This is a genomic window from Pedobacter africanus (genome assembly GCF_900176535.1).
Lineage (GTDB): Bacteria > Bacteroidota > Bacteroidia > Sphingobacteriales > Sphingobacteriaceae > Pedobacter > Pedobacter africanus.
Genome location: NZ_FWXT01000001.1, coordinates 3,261,692 through 3,279,886, shown reverse-complemented (window position 1 = coordinate 3,279,886; position 18,195 = coordinate 3,261,692). Strand labels below are relative to the sequence as shown.

Sequence of the window (18,195 nt, the reverse complement as noted above, 5' to 3'; positions counted from 1 at the left end):
CAAATGAAAACCTTCCTGTATACTGCCATTGCCCTTCTGCTTTTCATAACCGGCACAGCTTCAGCACAGCTGATGGACGGACCCCAGCAATACTCACGGGCCGATACATTAAGAGGAAAGTTAACCCCGCTGCGCAGCTGTTATGACCTGAAATACTATCACCTGGATATAAAGGTCGACATCAACAATAAATCCATCAGCGGCAGCAATGAGTTTCAATTTACGGCTACTCAAAACTTCAGTCAATTGCAATTCGACCTCTTTAGCAACCTGAAAGTAGAAAAAGTGGTCTACAACAATCAGGAACTGAAATTCAAAAGAGAGTTTAATGCAGTCTTTGTAACTTTTCCTAAAACCATCAGTAAGGGCGCAAAAGCAAGCTTCACAGTGTATTATTCCGGGAAGCCTGTCATTGCAAAAAGACCGCCATGGGACGGGGGCTTTATTTTCAGCAAAGACAAATCAGGAAACCCATGGGTTTCTGTGGCCTGTCAGGGCTTTGGAGCAAGCTCATGGTGGCCCAACAAAGACCACCAGAGTGATGAGGTAGACAGCATGCTCATCAGCATCAGTGTTCCAAAAGGTTTGCAAGAGGTGTCTAACGGGCGGCTAAGGAGTATTGTTCAGCAGCCCGGCAACTATACACAGTACAACTGGTTTGTAGCCAATCCCATTAACAATTACAATGTAACTTTATATATTGGAAGATATGCACACTGGACAGCAGAATACAAAGGCGAAAAAGGCAACCTATCGCTCGACTTCTGGTCACTGCAGGAAGACAGCACCAAAGCCCGGCCGCATTGGGATGCAGATATAAAACCCATGCTTCAGTCTTTTGAACATTGGTTCGGCCCATATCCGTTCTATGAAGATGGCTATAAAATTGTTCAGGCGCCCCATCTGGGTATGGAGCACCAAAGTGCAATTGCCTATGGCAATGGTTTTAGAAAAGGTTACCAGGGCAACGACCTCTCAGATTCTGGCTGGGGACTGAAATTTGATTTCATTACCATTCACGAAAGCGGTCACGAATGGTTTGGCAACAACATCACCACAAAAGACATTGCCGACATGTGGGTGCATGAAAGTTTCACCAACTATTCTGAAGCGCTGTTTACAGAAAGCAGGTATGGCAAAGAAGCTGCTACAGCCTATGTAAAAGGCATCCGGGCAAATGTCAAAAACGACAGGCCCATCATTGGTCATTACGATGTGAACAGTGAAGGCTCAGGGGATATGTACTACAAAGGCGCCAACATGCTGCACCTGATCCGGCAACTGATTAACAATGACAAGAAGTTCAGGAATATTCTTCGCGGTCTTAACAAAACGTTTTACCACAAAACTGTAACCACAAAACAGGTAGAAGATTATATAACTGCGCAAAGCGGATTGAAACTGAGCAAAATATTCGATCAGTACCTGCGGTCCAAAGACATCCCGGTACTTGAATACCAGATTAGCGGGGGGCTGCTTAAGTACCGTTGGCTGGCCAGTGTAAAAGACTTTGACATGCCAGTCAAAGTTTCATTAAAGCCTGGGGTTTTCAGTTACATTTACCCTTCTGAGGCATGGAAAACAACCACTGTGGATCCACAGATAACCAATAAATCTTTTCAGGCAGACCCTAATTTTTACATCGGCTTAAAGCCTGTAAATTAAAACCTGGTATAAACGGCCAGCTGCACTATGTTGTTCATGGTGTTATTGGTGGTTCCTTTTGTGGCCTGGTTCATGTAACCTGCTTCCAGGTCAAAGCTTTTGGAAAAGCGGTAACCCAATGCGCCATACGCCCTGTTCTGGTCAAAAAAGTGATTGTTTAACTTTGATTTATTTTGAACATTAAAGAACAGTTCATTCTGCAAGGCAACAAAGGGGCCTTTTGTAAAAGTTTCCTGTTTCTGACCAATAGGCAATACGAATCTGAAGAAATACCTCAAACGCTGAGCAAAAACATCAGCCTGATTGGTTTCCATGAAACGCTGCTCCAACCGGAACCTGTGCTGTATGTTTAAGGTTTTAATTTTATGGGTCAGGATGTACTGTTCCCATATGCGGTGTTCGGTTAGGGTATTGTCCTTAAGTCCGTCTAAACTTAAATAAGTATTGGCCAGCAAGTACCCCAGCGTCGCATTACTGTTTTTATCTATGTAATAGGTGACACCAGGTCTGAATAAAAAGTTCCTTAGCCCGTCCCAGTTGTCTTCCGACCGGAGTTGAACATCAAGGTGTGCCCCCCATTTGTCATTAAATTTAGTACTGTTCAGGATAAACAGCCAGCCAGAATGCTGTTGGCGGGTTTGTGAAAAAGCATTCAATGTCAGGAAACAAGCAAGGAAGAGGGTACTGATAAAAAGTTTCATAAAAATCTGTATCGGGTAAAGCCGCTAAAATAGAAAACAATCGCAACAAAAAGGGCACTGAATATTTTCAGTGCCCTTTTCTATTCAATATTTTACAAAATATTATATGCCTAAAAGTAATCTGGCTGGGTCTTCCAGCAATTGCTTAACCCTAACCAGGAAGCCTACAGATTCCCTGCCATCAATGATGCGGTGATCGTAAGACAAAGCCACGTACATCATCGGACGGATTACCACTTCACCTTTCTCAGCAACCGGACGCTCAATAATATTGTGCATGCCTAAAATGGCCGACTGAGGGGCATTGATAATCGGGGTCGACATCATCGAACCAAAAACACCACCATTGGTAATGGTAAATGTACCACCTGTCATCTCTTCAATGGTCAGTTTGCTATCGCGCGCTTTAGTAGCGAGTTCAATTACTGTTTTTTCAATCTGCGCAAGGCTCATGCTTTCTGCATTCCTGATGATTGGAACAACAAGCCCTTTAGGTGCAGAAACCGCAATAGAAATGTCCGCAAACTCATTATATACCAGTTCTTCACCTTCAATGCGTGCGTTTACAGCAGGGAAATCTTTCAATGCTTCGCATACCGCTTTAGTAAAAAAGCTCATGAACCCAAGGCCAACACCGTATTTTTCTTTAAACTGATCTTTATATTTTCCACGCAGGTCCATAATTGGCTTCATGTTCACCTCGTTAAAGGTAGTCAGCATGGCCGTTTCATTTTTTACGCTCACTAAACGTTTAGCTACTGTTTTACGCAGCGGCGACATCTTTTCACGACGTTCGTTTCTTGAACCAGCAACCGGGGCAGCTGCTGCTGCCTTTGGTGCCTCAGCTTTCGCAACAGGCTGTGCAGCTTTCTGTGCATTCAAGGCATCTTCTTTAGTGATCCTTCCATCTACCCCTGTTCCTTTAACAGCAGCAGGATCAACCCCTTTTTCTGCCAGTATTTTACCTGCAGAAGGCGATGGCGTACCTGTAGCATAGCTTTCACCAGATTTCTCAGCAACCGGTGCAGCAGCTTTATCGGCAACAGGCTTTTCGGCAGCAGGGGCAGCTTCTTCTTTAGGTTTTGCAGGTGCAGCACCCCCATCTTCAATTTTACAAACTACAGCACCTATGGCAAGGGTATCCCCTTCGCTAGCTACCGTTCTTAAAGTTCCGGCTTGTTCTGCAGTTAATTCGAAAGTTGCTTTATCAGACTCCAACTCAGCAATCACTTCATCCATTTCAACTGCATCACCATCATTTTTCACCCAACGGGATAAAACAACTTCTGTTATCGACTCGCCAACCGGCGGAACTTTTATTTCTATACTCATAACTGATGTATTATTTTTCTAATCTACATTAAATACTTTACTTACTGATTTTTTAGCGATCTTCTTCTCTACTTCAGTAACCGGCATCTCAAAAGCCTTTGCCAGGATATAAGCCTGCTGATCTGCATGTTGCTTAGCATATCCCGTGGCAGTACTGCTGCTCTCCTTTCTGGAAATCAATTCAATATTGCTAAAAATAGTCTTTCTCAATTTGCGCAGCAAATATGGCCATGCGCCCATATTCTCTGGTTCTTCCTGTACCCATACCGACTCATTAGCGTTTTTATATTTTTTATAAACCGCTTCCATTTGTGCAACAGGTGTAGGGTACAACTGCTCTACACGCACGATAGCAACATCTTTAATTTTATCCTTTTGCTGTTTTTCCAGTAACTCGTAGTAAATCTTACCGCTGCAGAACAATACCCGGGTTACATCCGCTGCTTTCACATTCGGGTCATTGATAACTTCCTGGAATTTACCTTCAGTAAAGTCTGCCAGTGGCGAAACACATAATGGATGGCGCAACAGGCTTTTAGGTGAGAATACTACCAGAGGTTTCCTAAAATCGCGTTTAAATTGCCTGCGCAAAGCATGGAAAAAGTTTGCCGGTGTAGTGCAGTTGGTTACCTGCATGTTATAATCTGCACACAATTCCATAAAGCGTTCAATCCTTGCTGAGGAATGCTCAGGTCCCTGCCCCTCATAACCATGAGGTAACAACATTACCAGACCATTCTCACGCTGCCATTTTGTTTCAGCGCTTGCAATATACTGATCTACTACAATCTGTGCGCCATTAAAGAAGTCACCAAACTGGGCTTCCCAAATGGTTAAAGCATTGGGGTTGGCCATGGCATAACCATACTCAAAGCCCAGCACACCATACTCAGACAAGTGTGAATTGTAAATGTCAAATGGCGCCTGCTGATCAGAAATATGCGCCAATGGGATGTATTCTTCTTCTGAGTCTTCCAGCGTAATCACTGCATGGCGGTGTGAAAACGTACCCCGTTCCACATCCTGTCCGCTTAACCTTACCCTTTTACCTTCAGCCAGCAAAGTGCCATAAGCCAGTTGCTCGCCCATGGCCCAGTCGAATACATGCGTGGTATTGGCCATTTTACTGCGTTCCTCGAAAAGTTTTTCAATTTTCTTGAAGAATTTCTTATTCTCAGGTAAAGTACTGATCCGCTTTGCAATCTCCAGCAATGTACTTTCCTTAACAGCGGTTACCGGAGAGCTTTCAAAGTCCTTAGGTGTAGCAATACGCATGTCAGACCATGCACCACCAAATTTCACGTCCTGATAAGTAGAAGTAATTGCTTTTGCTTCATTCAAGCGCTCCTGCAAAAGACCACGGAATTCTTTTTCCATTTCTTTTGCGGCACTCGCTTCTATAGACCCTTCCTTTACCAGCTGATCTATATAAATATCTCTCGAGTTGGCATGCTTTTCTATGGCCTTATAAAGTAGTGGTTGCGTAAATTTCGGCTCATCCGACTCGTTATGTCCAAACCTGCGGTAGCATAGAATATCTATGAACACATCATTTCTGTATTTCTGACGATATTCCATCGCCAGGTTAATGGCATAAACCAAAGCTTCCACATCGTCACCGTTTACGTGAAATACCGGTGACAGGGTTACCTTAGCAATATCGGTACAATACGTACTTGTACGCGCATCCTTAAAATTGGTCGTAAAACCAATCTGGTTGTTGATGATCAGGTGAATGGTACCACCGGTTTTGTAACCGTCCAGTCCGGCCATCTGAATCACTTCGTAAACAATTCCCTGCCCGGCAACGGAAGCATCTCCATGGATCAGTATCGGAGCAATACGGGCGTTGTCGCCACCATATTTAAAATCTATTTTAGACCTCGTCATTCCCTCAACCACGCCATCAACCGTTTCCAGGTGGGATGGATTAGGGCATAAACTCAGGTGTACACTTTTGCCATCATTTGTGGTTACATCCGTAGAGTAGCCCAGGTGGTATTTAACATCACCACCAAACGGAGAATCTGCACTATAGCTTTTACCTTCAAACTCTGCAAAAATATCTTTATACGCTTTTTGCATAATATTGGCCAGCACGTTCAGGCGTCCCCTGTGGGCCATGCCAATCACAAATTCCTCGATTCCCAGTTCTGCCCCTTTTTCAATTACTGAGTCAAGTGCCGGAATCAGCGCTTCTGCACCTTCCAGCGAGAACCTTTTCTGTCCAAGAAACTTGGTTCCTAAAAAGTTCTCGAAGCTAACGGCTTCATTTAATTTTTTAAGGATCCTTTTCTTTTCTTCAATAGAGAAACTTGCCGTGTTACGAACACCTTCCATTTTTTGCTCCAACCAGGAAAGCACTTCCGGGGTGCGCAGGTATTTATATTCAACACCTATTGAACGACAATAAGTTTGCTTTAAAAAAGCAATGATATCACTTAATTTTGCGGCTCCGATACCGAGTTCAATGCTTGCGTTGAAAACAGTATCCAGATCAGCTTGTGCTAAGCCAAAATTTTCCAGATCCAGCGTAGGTAAATGCTGGCGCCGTTCCCTTACAGGATTGGTGTGGGTAAACAAATGACCTCTCTGGCGATAGCCATTGATCATGTTTAACACATTAATTTCTTTCAAAAAGTGTTCAGGGGCTTCAGCACTTACAGAAGTTCCTGAAGAATCTCTGCCAAAGTCAAAGCCTTCAAAAAATTTCTGCCAGCCAAATTCTACTGAATTCGGATCTTGCCTGTAGGATTGGTATAAGGACTCTATGTATTCGGCGTTCGCGCCATTGAGATAAGATAAATTATCCATTATATGTAAATATGCTATAAGTGATGCAAAATTAGGATTTTACCTTAAAAAACAGGCAAACTTCTTTATAATTCTTCAAGAAAATCGACCATGTCACAAACATTTTTTAAAGGTATAAGTTTATCCTTTACAAGAATGTCGAATTCAGAGATCAGGCTCCCTGCAACAAGCAGCGGAACATCTACATGGTCCATTACCCTACCGATAATTTTATTAATGTCTTTACCCAGATTTAAAGAGGTCAAAACAATAAATGTATAATCTGGCTTGTAAGATTTAATTAATTTCTGAATATCAAGATAAGGAATCTCAGACCCCAGGTAGAGTGTCTCATGCCCGCACCTTTTTAACAGGTAACGTGCAAAAAGCAATCCTGTTTCATGCATTTCAGCTTCCGGCAGGAAAAGGATAAAACGTAATGCGTCCTTTTTTTCAGGTTTTTCTATTTTATCGATCTCTACAATAATCCGGTCCCTGATGAGATTGGAAGCAAAATGTTCTTGAGAAGGGTCTATTGTGCCACTTTGCCACAGCATCCCAACCCTTTTCATAAAAGGGAACAAAACCACATCCATTGTCTTGATCAGGCCCATTTCTTCAATACATCCGGTCAGGATGTTTGAAAAATCATTTTCATCGTACCTTAATGCAGCATTCGAAAGGTTCAATAACTGTACCGTTTCATTTCCCCACTCGGTATTCAGCTGTTTAACCAGGTCTGCGATCTGTTCCTTGCTAAGTTTCGCAATCCGGCTGATTTTATACCCGTTTTCATTTAATGCGACAATATTAAGCAGCATTTTCAGGTCTTCGTCGTCGTAATAGCGGATATTAGTTGCCGTGCGCTTGGGTGGCACAAGGTTATACCTCACCTCCCAGGCCCTGATGGTATGGGCCTTTACACCTATAAGACGTTCTATATCACTGATGGAATATTTCTTCACATTAATCAAACAACAAATGTTAAACAACTTTGTTTAAAATACAACTTTTGTTTAACATTTATCAAAGCAGGGCAAACATGAAAGACAATGCCGCAGATCAGGCGAAGGAGGGGCTATCGGAAATGGCGGTATCAAGAATTCTCAATTGTTTATCCAGATCAAATGTATTTTTAGATTTGGCATCGATACCTATACCTGCAACATTGGCCCAATTACCCCAATTACTGGCCGGCGCATAATCAACCAATTTCTCTTCAAAATAAGCTGCACCACTTGCCCAGTGTAATTTCAAAACATAGATTAAATAGGTTGCCACCAGCAAACGGCCAATATGAGGAATAAAACCAGTAGCATTCAACTCATACATATATTTGTCTACAATCGGATGCCCTGTATTGCCTGCCTTCCATTTTTCAAGAGCTGGATTAATAACTGCGGTAACAATCAAGGCATCTTTTTCGGGTTCATCTTCTTTAAAGAAAGCTATTCCATGCTTTTTGAACATAAACCTGAAATAATCCCGCCATAGCAAGCCCAACAGAATCTGGTTAAAGTTAGCATTTGCTCCATATGTATTCTCGGCTTCTTTCACTTTCCAATAAACTTTCCGGGGCGAAAGGCAGCCCAGGGCCAACCATGCAGACAGCTTTGAAGAGAAAGCCTGTTTTTCGGGATTATTTCTGGACCCTGATTTGAGATAAACTTCTGAATTTTCAGCTAATAACGCGCTCAAATGCTTCAGGCCTGCTTCTTCTCCACCTGTTGATATCCCTTCGGGAATTTCCTTTTCGATTGCATTCAATCCAAGTTCAGTCAGCGAGGGCAGTCCTCCCCATTCTTCGTTTTCCACAAAGTTAATCTTATCCGGACTCAAGAAACAAGCTTTAACTATAGCATCCCGCTCGGTTTTCTTTTTAAACTGCGCAAATACGTTAGGAATATCTTTAATCGGAAAAGGCAGGTCCTCCTTATTATACAGGGTATGACCGATGAAGTGTTTTAAATTGAGTTTGAGTGTCCATAAAAGATCTTCAACATGCCCGGAAATTTCAGTTTCTTCAGGCCCAACCTCTCTGTGATGATAGACTTCCGTGATTTCAAATTGCTCAACAATTTCTTTGATCTTATCTTCCGGTTTTCCCTGAATCAAAAGAATATCACCTCCTAGTTTCTGAAAGGCCAACCGCAAAGCCGCTACACTCTCCAGCAAAAACTGAGTTCTGTATACACCTGTTTTGGCTGTTTCAAATCTTGTAGCCTCAAAATAACGTGGATCAAAGAAATAAACCGGTAAAATACTGTCAGATTTAGCAATGGCCTCGATCAGCATTTCATTGTCATGCAAGCGAAGGTCGTTTCTAAACCAAACCAATATTTTTTTATTCTTCATTAACTGAACTAAACTTTTAGATAATTTTCAAAAATATGCCATTTTTTATCTTAAAGCGAATCCAGACATAATCTTTACATAAGCAGAACAAAATATTTACTATAAAAAGATAATTTACCAAACATAAAACGCAACAAATAGTTATATACTAAAAACCTGTAGATGGGCAAGCATATTTTAATAACGGGAGCAACAGGAATGATCGGAAAAAAGCTGATCAGCATCTTATTAAAGTCAGGTCATGAGGTTTCCGTTTTATCCAGAAAACAGAAAAAAATCCCTGGCGTGAAAGTATTTTTATGGGACGTCTACCACCATAAAATTGACCAGGAATGCATGTCTGGCACAGACACCATCATCCACCTTGCGGGCGAGAACATTGCCGCACAAAAGTGGAGTCCAAAACGTAAGCAGCAAATTATAGACAGCAGGGTATTATCGACCCAGCTACTTTACCAAACCATAAAAGAGACCAAAGCCCCGGTAAGCAGCTTCATTTCGGCATCTGCTGTTGGCTATTATGGAGACTGTGGCGATGAAATCCTTACTGAAGAAAGCCCTTCGGGCTATGGCTTCATGGCAGAATGTTGCCAGGCCTGGGAGCAGGCAGTTGACAAGGGAAAGCAATTAGGCATTAGGATTGTCAAACTAAGAATTGGGGTTATCCTTGCAGCCAAAGAAGGTGTACTGGCTTCCCTTGAAAAGCCGATACGTTTTTTTGCGGGAGCTGCGCTGGGCTCGGGCAAGCAATGGATTCCATGGATTCATATTGATGATATCGTAGCTATGCTGGTTTATGCCTTAACGCAGCATACACTTTCCGGGGCCTACAATGCCTGTGCTCCGTTTCCAGTCACAAATAAAACTTTAACCAGGGCAATTGCCAAAAAACTGCATCGCCCCGTATGGCCATTCAATGTACCGGAAAAAGTACTGAAATTTATACTTGGAGAAATGAGTGATGTTGTTTTCCTGAGCACAAATACATCTGCTGAAAAAATACTGGAAACAGATTTTAAGTTTAAATATACCCAACTTAATGATGCATTAACCGATATTTACGGCGCCTGAATTTGAGGCTATAAATCTACATGAAAACAGAAATCAGCATCTGCTGGCTACGCAGAGACCTAAGAATTGACGACAATGCAGCACTTTATCATGCCCTTAAAGGCAACTATCCGGTATTGCTGCTCTTCATTTTTGATACAAACATCCTAAAGAAACTTTGCAACAGGCAAGACGCGCGTGTCAGCTTCATCCACCAAACCCTTGAAGCACTTAATGAAAAGCTGAAAGACTACAATTCGGCGATTGAAATCAAGCATGGAACACCAGAAGCGGCATGGGCAGATGTACTAAACACCTACCAGGTTAAAGCAATATATGCCAATCACGATTATGAACCTTATGCCCGGGAGCGTGACGATAACCTGGCCGAATACCTGCGTTCAGAAAATATCGGGTTTGAAACATTTAAAGACCAGGTAATTTTTGAGAAAAACGAAATTACAAAAGCTGATGGCAAACCTTATACGGTATTCAGCCCCTATTTTCGGCAATGGCAGCAGCAACTAAAACCATTTTACATCAAACCCTATCCTGTACATAAGTACCTCGGTAATTTACTGAAAAGGAAGCAACTCCCTATTCCCAACCTATCAGCGCTCGGCTTCGAGAAAGCTCAGTTGAAATTCCCGGGCAAAAATTTCAGCGGTAAGCTGACAGCATACGAGCAAAAACGAGATTTCCCAGCCGAAGATGCAACAACACATATCGGCCTGCACCTTCGGTTTGGCACCATCAGCATCCGACAGGCAGTGGCACACGCACTGAACCAAAAGGCCGAAAAATGGTTATCAGAACTGGCCTGGCGGGAATTTTATATGATGATACTCTGGCACTTTCCTAATACTATTTATCAGTCTTTCAAACCTGCTTATGACAGGATCAAATGGATCAATAACGAATCTGATTTCGAAAAATGGCGCAACGGCAACACCGGCTATGCACTGGTAGACGCCGGAATGCGGCAGCTCAATCAAACCGGCTACATGCATAACCGCGTACGCATGGTAACGGCCAGCTTTTTGACCAAACACCTGCTTATAGACTGGCGCTGGGGCGAAGCTTACTTTGCAGAAAAACTGCTTGATTACGAACAGGCCAGCAATGTGGGTGGCTGGCAATGGGCATGCGGATGCGGCAACGATGCAGCACCCTATTTCAGGGTCTTTAACCCCGAATTGCAAGCCAAAAAGTTCGACCCTGACAATAAATACATCCACCATTGGGTACCTGAGATCAAACAACAAAAGCATGTACAACCTATTGTTGAACATGCTTTTGCAAGGGAAAGGGCCCTGAGGATATTTAAAGAAGCCCTGCAGGAATAGCTTTAGTTTGTAATACTTACAATCTCTATGTCAAAATCCAGGCAGGAATTTCCAGGAATGGTAACCGTTCCCATCCCATCAGTTTGTGAAGATTGCCCATAACCTAAATCAGAAGGTATGATGAGCCTGATTTTACCACCCGTACCAATTTTTCCCGGCATCACTTTATACCATCCAGGTATCAATTCGTTCAGCGTAAAGGTCACACCATCCGTACTGGAATCAAATGTGGTCCCGTTTAAAAACCTTCCTGTATATTTTACATTTACTTTTGAAGTCTCTTTCAGATCAGTTTTCCCTGTACCTTCGGCTGAAATGATGTAGCGCACACGAGTAGGATCAGTTGTAACCTGCAAGCTATTTGCTGTTATGAATTTATTGATCAGGAAATTATCTACTTCTACCTGGTTATTGAACAAGGGCAGGGTCAGGTCAATCACAATGATCTCGTTAGATTCAACTCCCAAAGCGGTTAGGCCGTTTTTTCCAAAAGCCATCCTTGAAGGTAAAATTACCCTTGCGGCGCCACCTTTCTTCAATTTACCTAAAGTAATCCTGACTGCGGGTATGGTCAAAAAGCTAAAACGGTCGGTATAGCCTAAAAACGTCCCTGGAATAGTGTAGTCCCCGTTTTTTGTAATGCTGGTCCCATCGGCATGTTTAAAATCGTAAGTATAATACACAGAATCGGTATTGGCTACTGCAGCACCTGTACCCGGGTTAATAATCTGATAATAAAAACCTGAAGGATCCATGTTTTCCGGAATATTATTTTTAGCAAGATATTCTTTTATCGAACGCGTGTCCAGAGTTTCAACAGATTCGTACTCTTTTTTACAGGAATTGAAAAGAACTAAAGTGCCTAATAAAGCAAAAGTATATAATGATAATTTTTTAATCATTTTTTCGTGATTTGGGGTCTTTATTTACAGAAAGTATTTCTAATGTGATATCTAATATTGAATTTGGGGGGATGGTTTTTACTATAGAAACGGCCCTGTTTTGATAAGCCAGTGTAGAAGGGATCAGCAACCGTACCTTGCCTCCCACTTTGGCCAGTTCCACTCCTCTTTTCCATCCCATAAAATAGCCGGGCGTATTGAACTTAAATGTGGTATCCAAGCTTTTGTCAAAATCTATCGTGTCCTTCAGGATCCTGGCCGTATAAAGGGCCCATGCCGTATCGGTTGGATTAACTTCATCTTTACCTGTTTTGATCAGGTTATAATACAAACCAGAGGGGTCTTTTGTCGCTACAACATTGCTGTCTTTCATATATTTCACAATGATCGCATCGTCTATCAACGCCTGCCCTGCTTCATCATAAGGTGCTGGTTTTTCGCAGGCCGCAAACATACCTGCAATAAAAACACCTCCCAACAAAGCACTGGTTTTTAACATAATTCACAAAAATAGTCTTTTATTGCTCATGGAACAATTTTTAACCAATTTTAACAATTACAGGCCCAATAAAAAACGCCCATAAATCAATCATGGGCGCTCAGTTTAATTATGAATTGTTTCTTAGTAGCAATATTTATTGGCGGCTATCAGCTGCTGCGCAACTTTCTGACGGGCTTCTTTCACATTAAAGGCATCCATTTTCGTAAAACGCTTCAGGCCAACCATCATCATCCGCTGCTCATCGCCCTCTGCAAAAGCCCATAATGCTTCTTTTCCTGCTTTCTGAACAGCATCGACTGCTTCCACCAGATAAATACGCATCATGTTCAGCTGTCCTTCACAAGCCGGCTCTCCACGCATGTTTACCAGTTTTTCAGTTCTCAGCATGGCTGATTCTGCAACATAAACATAGCTGGCCATATCTGCGATGTTCATCAATATTTCCTGCTCTTTGGATAAACTCATCATCAGTTTCTGCACAGCGGCCCCGGCAACCATGAGTGTTGCTTTCTTCAGGTTCCTGATGATTTTCTTCTCAGCAGCAAAAAGTGTGGTATCTTCTTCACCAAAATCAGGTATAGACATTAGTTCAGCAGCCACGGCAGTAGCGGGAGTCATCAGGTCCAGCTCACCTTTCATCGCACGCTTCAGCATCATGTCTACGGTAAGCAACCTGTTGATCTCATTGGTTCCTTCAAATATCCTGTTGATCCTTGCATCACGATAGGCCCTATCCATTGGTGCATCAGCAGAGAATCCCATACCGCCGTAAATCTGCACGCCTTCGTCTACCACATAATCCAATGCTTCCGAGCCCCATACTTTCAATATGGCACACTCAACCGCAAACTGCTCTGTTGATTTCAGTTTGGCCTTACCTGCATCCATGCCACCTGCAACCAAGGCATCATAGGCATCATCGATATTCTGACCGGCACGATAATTTGCCGACTCCACCGCATAAACCTTAGTAGCCATTTCGGCCAGCTTGTATCTTATTGCCCCGTACTTAGAAATCTGACGGTCAAACTGGATACGTTCATTTGAATAGTTTACTGCGGTGTCAATTACGGCTTTCGATGCGCCTATGGCGGCAGCGGCCAGTTTAATACGGCCGATATTCAGAATATTTACAGCAATCTTAAATCCATTCTGACGTTCCGACAACATGTTTTCTACCGGTACCTGGCAATCATTAAAAAACACCTGGCGTGTAGAAGAACCCTTAATTCCCATTTTATGTTCTTCAGGGTTCATCGTAATTCCCCCAAACTCACGTTCAACAATAAATGCTGTTAAGTTTGCGTCGTCATCAATTTTGGCAAAAACGATAAATACATCTGCGAACCCACCATTAGTGATCCACATTTTCTGACCGTTGATCACATAATGTTTGCCATCTGCCGATAACTTTGCTTTCGTTTTCCCCGAGTTGGCATCTGAACCGGAGTTCGGCTCAGTCAGGCAATAGGCCGCTTTCCATTCTCCGGTGCCTAGCTTAGGAATATATTTGCTTTTCTGTTCCGGAGTACCATAGTACAATATAGGTAAAGTCCCAATACCAGTGTGCGCAGATAGGGCAACGGCAAAAGAATGTCCTGCACCAATTACATCGGCCACAAGCATAGAAGTGTTGAAGTTTTTGCCAAAGCCACCATATTCTTCAGGGATAGATACGCCTAAAATACCCAGCTCACCTGCCTTATCCATCAGCGACTGCATCAAACCCTCTTCCTGGGCATCTATTCTGTCCAGGTTAGGATACACCTCTGCCGCCAGAAAATCACGACAGGTCTGAGCAATCATATTTTGCTCCTCATCAAATTCTTCAGGAATAAATACATCCTGGAAGGCAGTCTCAGTAATCAAAAATTCGCCCCCTTTAATAGTCTTTTTGTCTGTAGTTTCCATTTTATTCCATTATAATGCAGTCGTCAATCCTGCTTAAATTAATACACTTCAAAAATACCCGCAGCACCTTGTCCGGTACCCACACACATGGTTACCATGCCGTATTTCTGGTTTCTTCTTTTCAATTCATTAAATAATTGCACGGACAATTTAGCCCCGGTACAGCCCAATGGATGTCCAAGAGCAATTGCCCCTCCATTTACATTCAAAATTTCCGGGTTTAGGTTCAGCTCTCTTACAATAGCCAAGGACTGTGAAGCAAAGGCTTCATTCAGTTCTATCAATTCTATCTGATCCAGCGTCATCCTCGCTTGCTCCAGCGCCCTTGGAATGGCATAAATTGGCCCGATTCCCATAATCCGGGGTGGTACACCTGCAATACCATAACTCACCAGCCTGGCAATGGGCTCTGCCCCCAGTTCCTTCATTTTCTTTTCAGAAACCACCAGTACAAAAGCTGCCCCGTCAGAAGTTTGCGAAGAGTTACCAGCGGTAATACATCCATCGGCAGCAAATACCGGTTTCAGCTTAGCCAGTTTTTCTATAGAGGTATCTGCTCTTGGCCCCTCGTCTGTGTCCACTACGTAACTGCGCGTTTTCTTCTTCATATCTGCATCCAGATAGTTTTCATTTACCGTAATGGGCAATACCCCTGCTTTCAGATGCCCGTTTTTAATGGCATCAACTGCCTTCTGGTGCGATTGATACGCAAACACATCCTGATCTTCCCTGCTTACATTGTATTCTTTAGCCACAGCTTCTGCAGTTAAGCCCATACCCCAGTACCAATCAGGGTTCACCCTGGCTACTTCGGCATTAGGAACAATTTTCCATCCCCCGAACGGCATGCCCGACATGACCTCGACTCCCCCAGCAATGATACAATCAGCCATTCCACTCCTGATCTTCGCCACAGCCGTTGCTATTGTCTCCAGGCCAGATGCGCAGTAACGGTTTACCGTTACGCCCGGAACTTTATCTGTATCCAGGCCCATCAGCGAGATCATCCTGGCGATATTTAGCCCCTGCTCTGCTTCCGGGGTCGCATTACCTACAATCACATCATCAATCTGTTCTTTATTCAGGTTCGGCACAGTTGCCACCAGGTGCCTGATCACATCTGCAGCCAGATCATCGGCCCTTGTGAAACGAAATACCCCACGCGGGGCCTTGCCCACTGCGGTACGATATCCTGCTATAATATATGCTTCCTGCATTTCTATATCTTTTTAATGCTTAATTTCTAAGCGGTTTACCTTTTGTGACTATACTCTGGATGCGCTCAAGGGTCTTCCTTTCCCCGCAAAGCGACAAAAACGCTTCCCTTTCGAGGTCCAGCAAGTATTGCTCAGTTACCTCAGTTGGAGAAGACAAATCCCCGCCACACATGACCCAGCCGAGTTTCTCAGAGATTTTCTTGTCGTGTTCCGAAATGTAATGCCCCGAGTACATGGTATTGGCTCCGGCATAGATAATCCCCAATCCCTGCTTGCCCAGCACTTTAATGTCCTTTCTTTGAACAGGTTTGGTATAACCGGCATCAGCCAGTTCAATTGCTTTAGCCTTTGCATCTGCAATCAATCTGCTCCGGTTCATACTAATGGAATACTTATCTTTCTGCAGGTACCCCAATTCAAATGCTTCGACCGCAGAGGTAGAAACCTTAGCCATTCCTATAGTCAGGAACCGATCCCTTAACACGCCCTGCACAATCTGATCATCCTTAAATTCATCCGAGGCACGCAGGGCAAATTCCTTTGTTCCGCCCCCGCCAGGGATTACCCCTACACCAAATTCAACCAGCCCCATATAAGTCTCGGCGTTCAACTGCACATGATCGGCGTGTAAGCTAAACTCACAACCCCCGCCCAGGGTTAAGTTATGTGGTGCAACTACAACAGGTATGGACGAATACCTGATCCTCATGGAGGTATTTTGGAACATCCGAACCGCCATGTTCAACTCTTCCCACTCTTGCTCCACAGCCATCATAAAAATCATCCCCACATTGGCCCCGGCCGAGAAATTAGCCCCATCGTTACCAATCACTACCCCCCTGTAATCCTTTTCGGCCATATCAATGGCTTTATTGATGGCTTGTAAAGTATCACCACCTATCGTATTCATTTTCGAATGGAATTCAACATTGATGATGCCATCGCCCAGATCAATGATAGAAGCGCCTGAATTTTTCCAAAGCACTTTATTGGACCTTAAATTATCCAGAATAATAAATTCTTCGGTACCTGGCACAGCTTTATAGCTTTTGGATGGAATATCGTAGTACTTCCTGATGCCATCTTCTACCTTATAAAAAGAAGTATTTCCGGCAGCAAGCATTTCCTGCACCCAGGCTGCAGCTTCGTGCCCGTATTTTTTCATACCCTCAATGGCTTCTGCCACACCTACCGCATCCCACACCTCAAAGGGTCCTAAATCCCAGGCAAAGCCCGCACGCATGGCATCATCGATCCTGTACAATTCGTTGGATATTTCGGGAATCCTGTCTGATACATATTCAAAAAGACCGAAAAAAGAAGCCCTGAACAGTTCAGCGGCTTTATCCTTTCCACTGGCAAACACCTTCATGCGGTCTCTCACATTCTCAATGCTCTTTGTCAGGTCAAGCGTAGCAGATTTCACTTTTTCCTGCGGCCGGTATTCCAACGTTTTCAGGTTAAGTGCCAGGATCTCCGTCTTGCCCTCTGCAGATTTTGTTTTCTTATAAAAACCCTGCCCGGTCTTATCGCCAAGCCATTTATTGGCCTCCATTTTTTCTACGTAGGCTGGCAGCTTAAACAACTCATGTGCTTTGTCGTCAGGACAATTGTCATAAAGTCCCTTTGACACTTTGATCATGGTATCCAGACCAACTACATCGGTAGTGCGGAAGGTGGCCGATTTAGGCCGGCCTAGAGCCGGACCTGTAAATTTGTCGACCTCCTCTACCGTAAGTTCCATTTTTTCTACCAGGTGCAGCAATGCCATGATCGAGTAAACGCCTACCCTGTTGGCAATAAATGCCGGAGTATCTTTGCATAAAACCGTAGTTTTGCCCAAAAACTTATCGCCATAATACATCAGAAAGTTGACCAACTCCGGTTTGGTGTAAGGGGTTGGTATAATTTCAAGTAAACGTAAATACCTTGGCGGATTAAAAAAGTGTGTCCCGCAAAAGTTCGCCTTAAAATCCTCTGTCCTTCCTTCTGCCATCAGATGAATAGGGATACCTGAGGTATTTGAAGTGACCAGTGTTCCGGGTTTGCGGTATTGCTCTACCTGGTCAAATACTTTCTTTTTAATGTCCAGGTTCTCTACCACTACCTCTATGATCCAGTCGTAACCCGAGATTCCAGGCATATCATCCTCAAAATTACCAGTCACAATCTTGGCGAGAACTTTCTTAGAATAAACAGGGGAGGGATTTGTTTTTACTGCAGTTTGCAGGGCCGCATTCACAACGCTGTTCTTATCTCCATCTTTCGCGGCAATATCCAGCAAAAGCACCTCCACCCCTATATTCGCAAAGTGACATGCAATACGGGACCCCATGATACCTGAGCCCAGTACCGCTACTTTATTTATCTTTTTGTTCATCATTTTCATTAGAATATATTTTTTTTCAAAGGCTATGAAGC

General features: G+C 43.4%; 13 protein-coding genes. 3 read left to right on the top strand and 10 right to left on the bottom strand.

Annotated elements, in window-relative coordinates; all coding sequences use genetic code 11:
• The first annotated feature begins 3 nt into the window (after positions 1–3).
• Positions 4–1,665 (top strand): M1 family metallopeptidase, encoded by a 1,662-nt coding sequence (locus B9A91_RS13680; RefSeq protein WP_084239381.1) that lies wholly within the window; start codon positions 4–6, stop codon positions 1,663–1,665.
• Here the strand turns inward: B9A91_RS13680 and B9A91_RS13675 are convergent.
• The 5 genes from B9A91_RS13675 to B9A91_RS13655 all read right to left on the bottom strand — a co-directional run bounded on the left by B9A91_RS13675 (position 1,662) and on the right by B9A91_RS13655 (position 8,846).
• On the bottom strand, positions 1,662–2,366 hold the full coding sequence (locus B9A91_RS13675) for a DUF2490 domain-containing protein (RefSeq protein ID WP_084239380.1): 705 nt from the start codon (positions 2,364–2,366) through the stop codon (positions 1,662–1,664). The two genes, B9A91_RS13680 and B9A91_RS13675, sit on opposite strands and share 4 nt — an antisense overlap.
• Positions 2,367–2,468: 102 nt before the next feature.
• Positions 2,469–3,698, bottom strand: coding sequence for a 2-oxoglutarate dehydrogenase complex dihydrolipoyllysine-residue succinyltransferase (gene odhB, locus B9A91_RS13670; RefSeq protein WP_084239379.1), 1,230 nt, complete (start codon positions 3,696–3,698; stop codon positions 2,469–2,471).
• An 18-nt stretch (positions 3,699–3,716) separates the two neighbouring features.
• The gene (locus B9A91_RS13665; RefSeq protein WP_084239378.1) at positions 3,717–6,512 is read right to left on the bottom strand and encodes a 2-oxoglutarate dehydrogenase E1 component; all 2,796 of its coding nucleotides are present in this window, start codon (positions 6,510–6,512) and stop codon (positions 3,717–3,719) included.
• A 65-nt stretch (positions 6,513–6,577) separates the two neighbouring features.
• Positions 6,578–7,456, bottom strand: coding sequence for a MerR family transcriptional regulator (locus B9A91_RS13660; RefSeq protein WP_235012566.1), 879 nt, complete (start codon positions 7,454–7,456; stop codon positions 6,578–6,580).
• Positions 7,457–7,553: 97 nt separating this feature from the next.
• Positions 7,554–8,846, bottom strand: a complete 1,293-nt coding sequence (locus tag B9A91_RS13655; RefSeq protein ID WP_084239376.1) for a DASH family cryptochrome — start codon at positions 8,844–8,846, stop codon at positions 7,554–7,556.
• A 162-nt stretch (positions 8,847–9,008) separates the two neighbouring features.
• On the opposite strand from B9A91_RS13655, the gene B9A91_RS13650 reads away from it, so the two are divergent.
• Together B9A91_RS13650 and B9A91_RS13645 are read left to right on the top strand one after the other, a co-directional pair.
• Complete coding sequence (locus B9A91_RS13650; protein WP_084239375.1) at positions 9,009–9,917, top strand: TIGR01777 family oxidoreductase; 909 nt, start codon at positions 9,009–9,011, stop codon at positions 9,915–9,917.
• A 20-nt stretch (positions 9,918–9,937) separates the two neighbouring features.
• Positions 9,938–11,242: a cryptochrome/photolyase family protein gene (locus B9A91_RS13645; protein WP_084239374.1), complete on the top strand. Its 1,305-nt coding sequence runs from the start codon at positions 9,938–9,940 to the stop codon at positions 11,240–11,242.
• 2 nt (positions 11,243–11,244) lie between these two features.
• On the opposite strand, the gene B9A91_RS23975 is transcribed toward B9A91_RS13645, so the two are convergent.
• The 5 genes from B9A91_RS23975 to B9A91_RS13620 all read right to left on the bottom strand — a co-directional run bounded on the left by B9A91_RS23975 (position 11,245) and on the right by B9A91_RS13620 (position 18,154).
• A complete protein-coding gene (locus tag B9A91_RS23975) occupies positions 11,245–12,144 on the bottom strand; it encodes an FKBP-type peptidyl-prolyl cis-trans isomerase (protein WP_144008921.1) in 900 nt (299 codons plus the stop codon).
• Positions 12,137–12,643: an FKBP-type peptidyl-prolyl cis-trans isomerase gene (locus tag B9A91_RS13635; RefSeq protein WP_084239373.1), complete on the bottom strand. Its 507-nt coding sequence runs from the start codon at positions 12,641–12,643 to the stop codon at positions 12,137–12,139. Before B9A91_RS13635 ends, B9A91_RS23975 begins: the two co-directional genes overlap by 8 nt.
• 123 nt (positions 12,644–12,766) lie before the next feature.
• Positions 12,767–14,557 carry an acyl-CoA dehydrogenase family protein gene (locus tag B9A91_RS13630; protein WP_084239372.1) on the bottom strand — a complete coding sequence of 597 codons (1,791 nt, stop codon included), beginning with the start codon at positions 14,555–14,557 and terminating at the stop codon, positions 12,767–12,769.
• Between the two features lie 38 nt (positions 14,558–14,595).
• Entirely contained in the window at positions 14,596–15,774 is a 1,179-nt protein-coding gene (locus B9A91_RS13625) for an acetyl-CoA C-acyltransferase (protein ID WP_084239371.1), read from the bottom strand.
• A 19-nt stretch (positions 15,775–15,793) separates the two neighbouring features.
• On the bottom strand, positions 15,794–18,154 hold the full coding sequence (locus B9A91_RS13620) for a 3-hydroxyacyl-CoA dehydrogenase/enoyl-CoA hydratase family protein (protein ID WP_200815664.1): 2,361 nt from the start codon (positions 18,152–18,154) through the stop codon (positions 15,794–15,796).
• Between the last annotated feature and the right edge of the window lie 41 nt (positions 18,155–18,195).

Excerpts from the sequence above, each read along its gene's own strand:
- B9A91_RS13635 (WP_084239373.1), bottom strand. The coding sequence starts at position 12,643 with ATGTTAAAAACCAGTGCTTTGTTGGGAGGTGTTTTTATTGCAGGTATG.
- B9A91_RS13650 (WP_084239375.1), top strand. The coding sequence starts at position 9,009 with ATGGGCAAGCATATTTTAATAACGGGAGCAACAGGAATGATCGGAAAA.
- B9A91_RS13645 (WP_084239374.1), top strand. The coding sequence starts at position 9,938 with ATGAAAACAGAAATCAGCATCTGCTGGCTACGCAGAGACCTAAGAATT.
- B9A91_RS13620 (WP_200815664.1), bottom strand. The coding sequence starts at position 18,154 with ATGAACAAAAAGATAAATAAAGTAGCGGTACTGGGCTCAGGTATCATG.
- B9A91_RS13655 (WP_084239376.1), bottom strand. The coding sequence starts at position 8,846 with ATGAAGAATAAAAAAATATTGGTTTGGTTTAGAAACGACCTTCGCTTG.
- B9A91_RS13680 (WP_084239381.1), top strand. The coding sequence starts at position 4 with ATGAAAACCTTCCTGTATACTGCCATTGCCCTTCTGCTTTTCATAACC.
- B9A91_RS13625 (WP_084239371.1), bottom strand. The coding sequence starts at position 15,774 with ATGCAGGAAGCATATATTATAGCAGGATATCGTACCGCAGTGGGCAAG.
- B9A91_RS13675 (WP_084239380.1), bottom strand. The coding sequence starts at position 2,366 with ATGAAACTTTTTATCAGTACCCTCTTCCTTGCTTGTTTCCTGACATTG.
- B9A91_RS23975 (WP_144008921.1), bottom strand. The coding sequence starts at position 12,144 with ATGATTAAAAAATTATCATTATATACTTTTGCTTTATTAGGCACTTTA.
- odhB (WP_084239379.1), bottom strand. The coding sequence starts at position 3,698 with ATGAGTATAGAAATAAAAGTTCCGCCGGTTGGCGAGTCGATAACAGAA.
- B9A91_RS13665 (WP_084239378.1), bottom strand. The coding sequence starts at position 6,512 with ATGGATAATTTATCTTATCTCAATGGCGCGAACGCCGAATACATAGAG.
- B9A91_RS13630 (WP_084239372.1), bottom strand. The coding sequence starts at position 14,557 with ATGGAAACTACAGACAAAAAGACTATTAAAGGGGGCGAATTTTTGATT.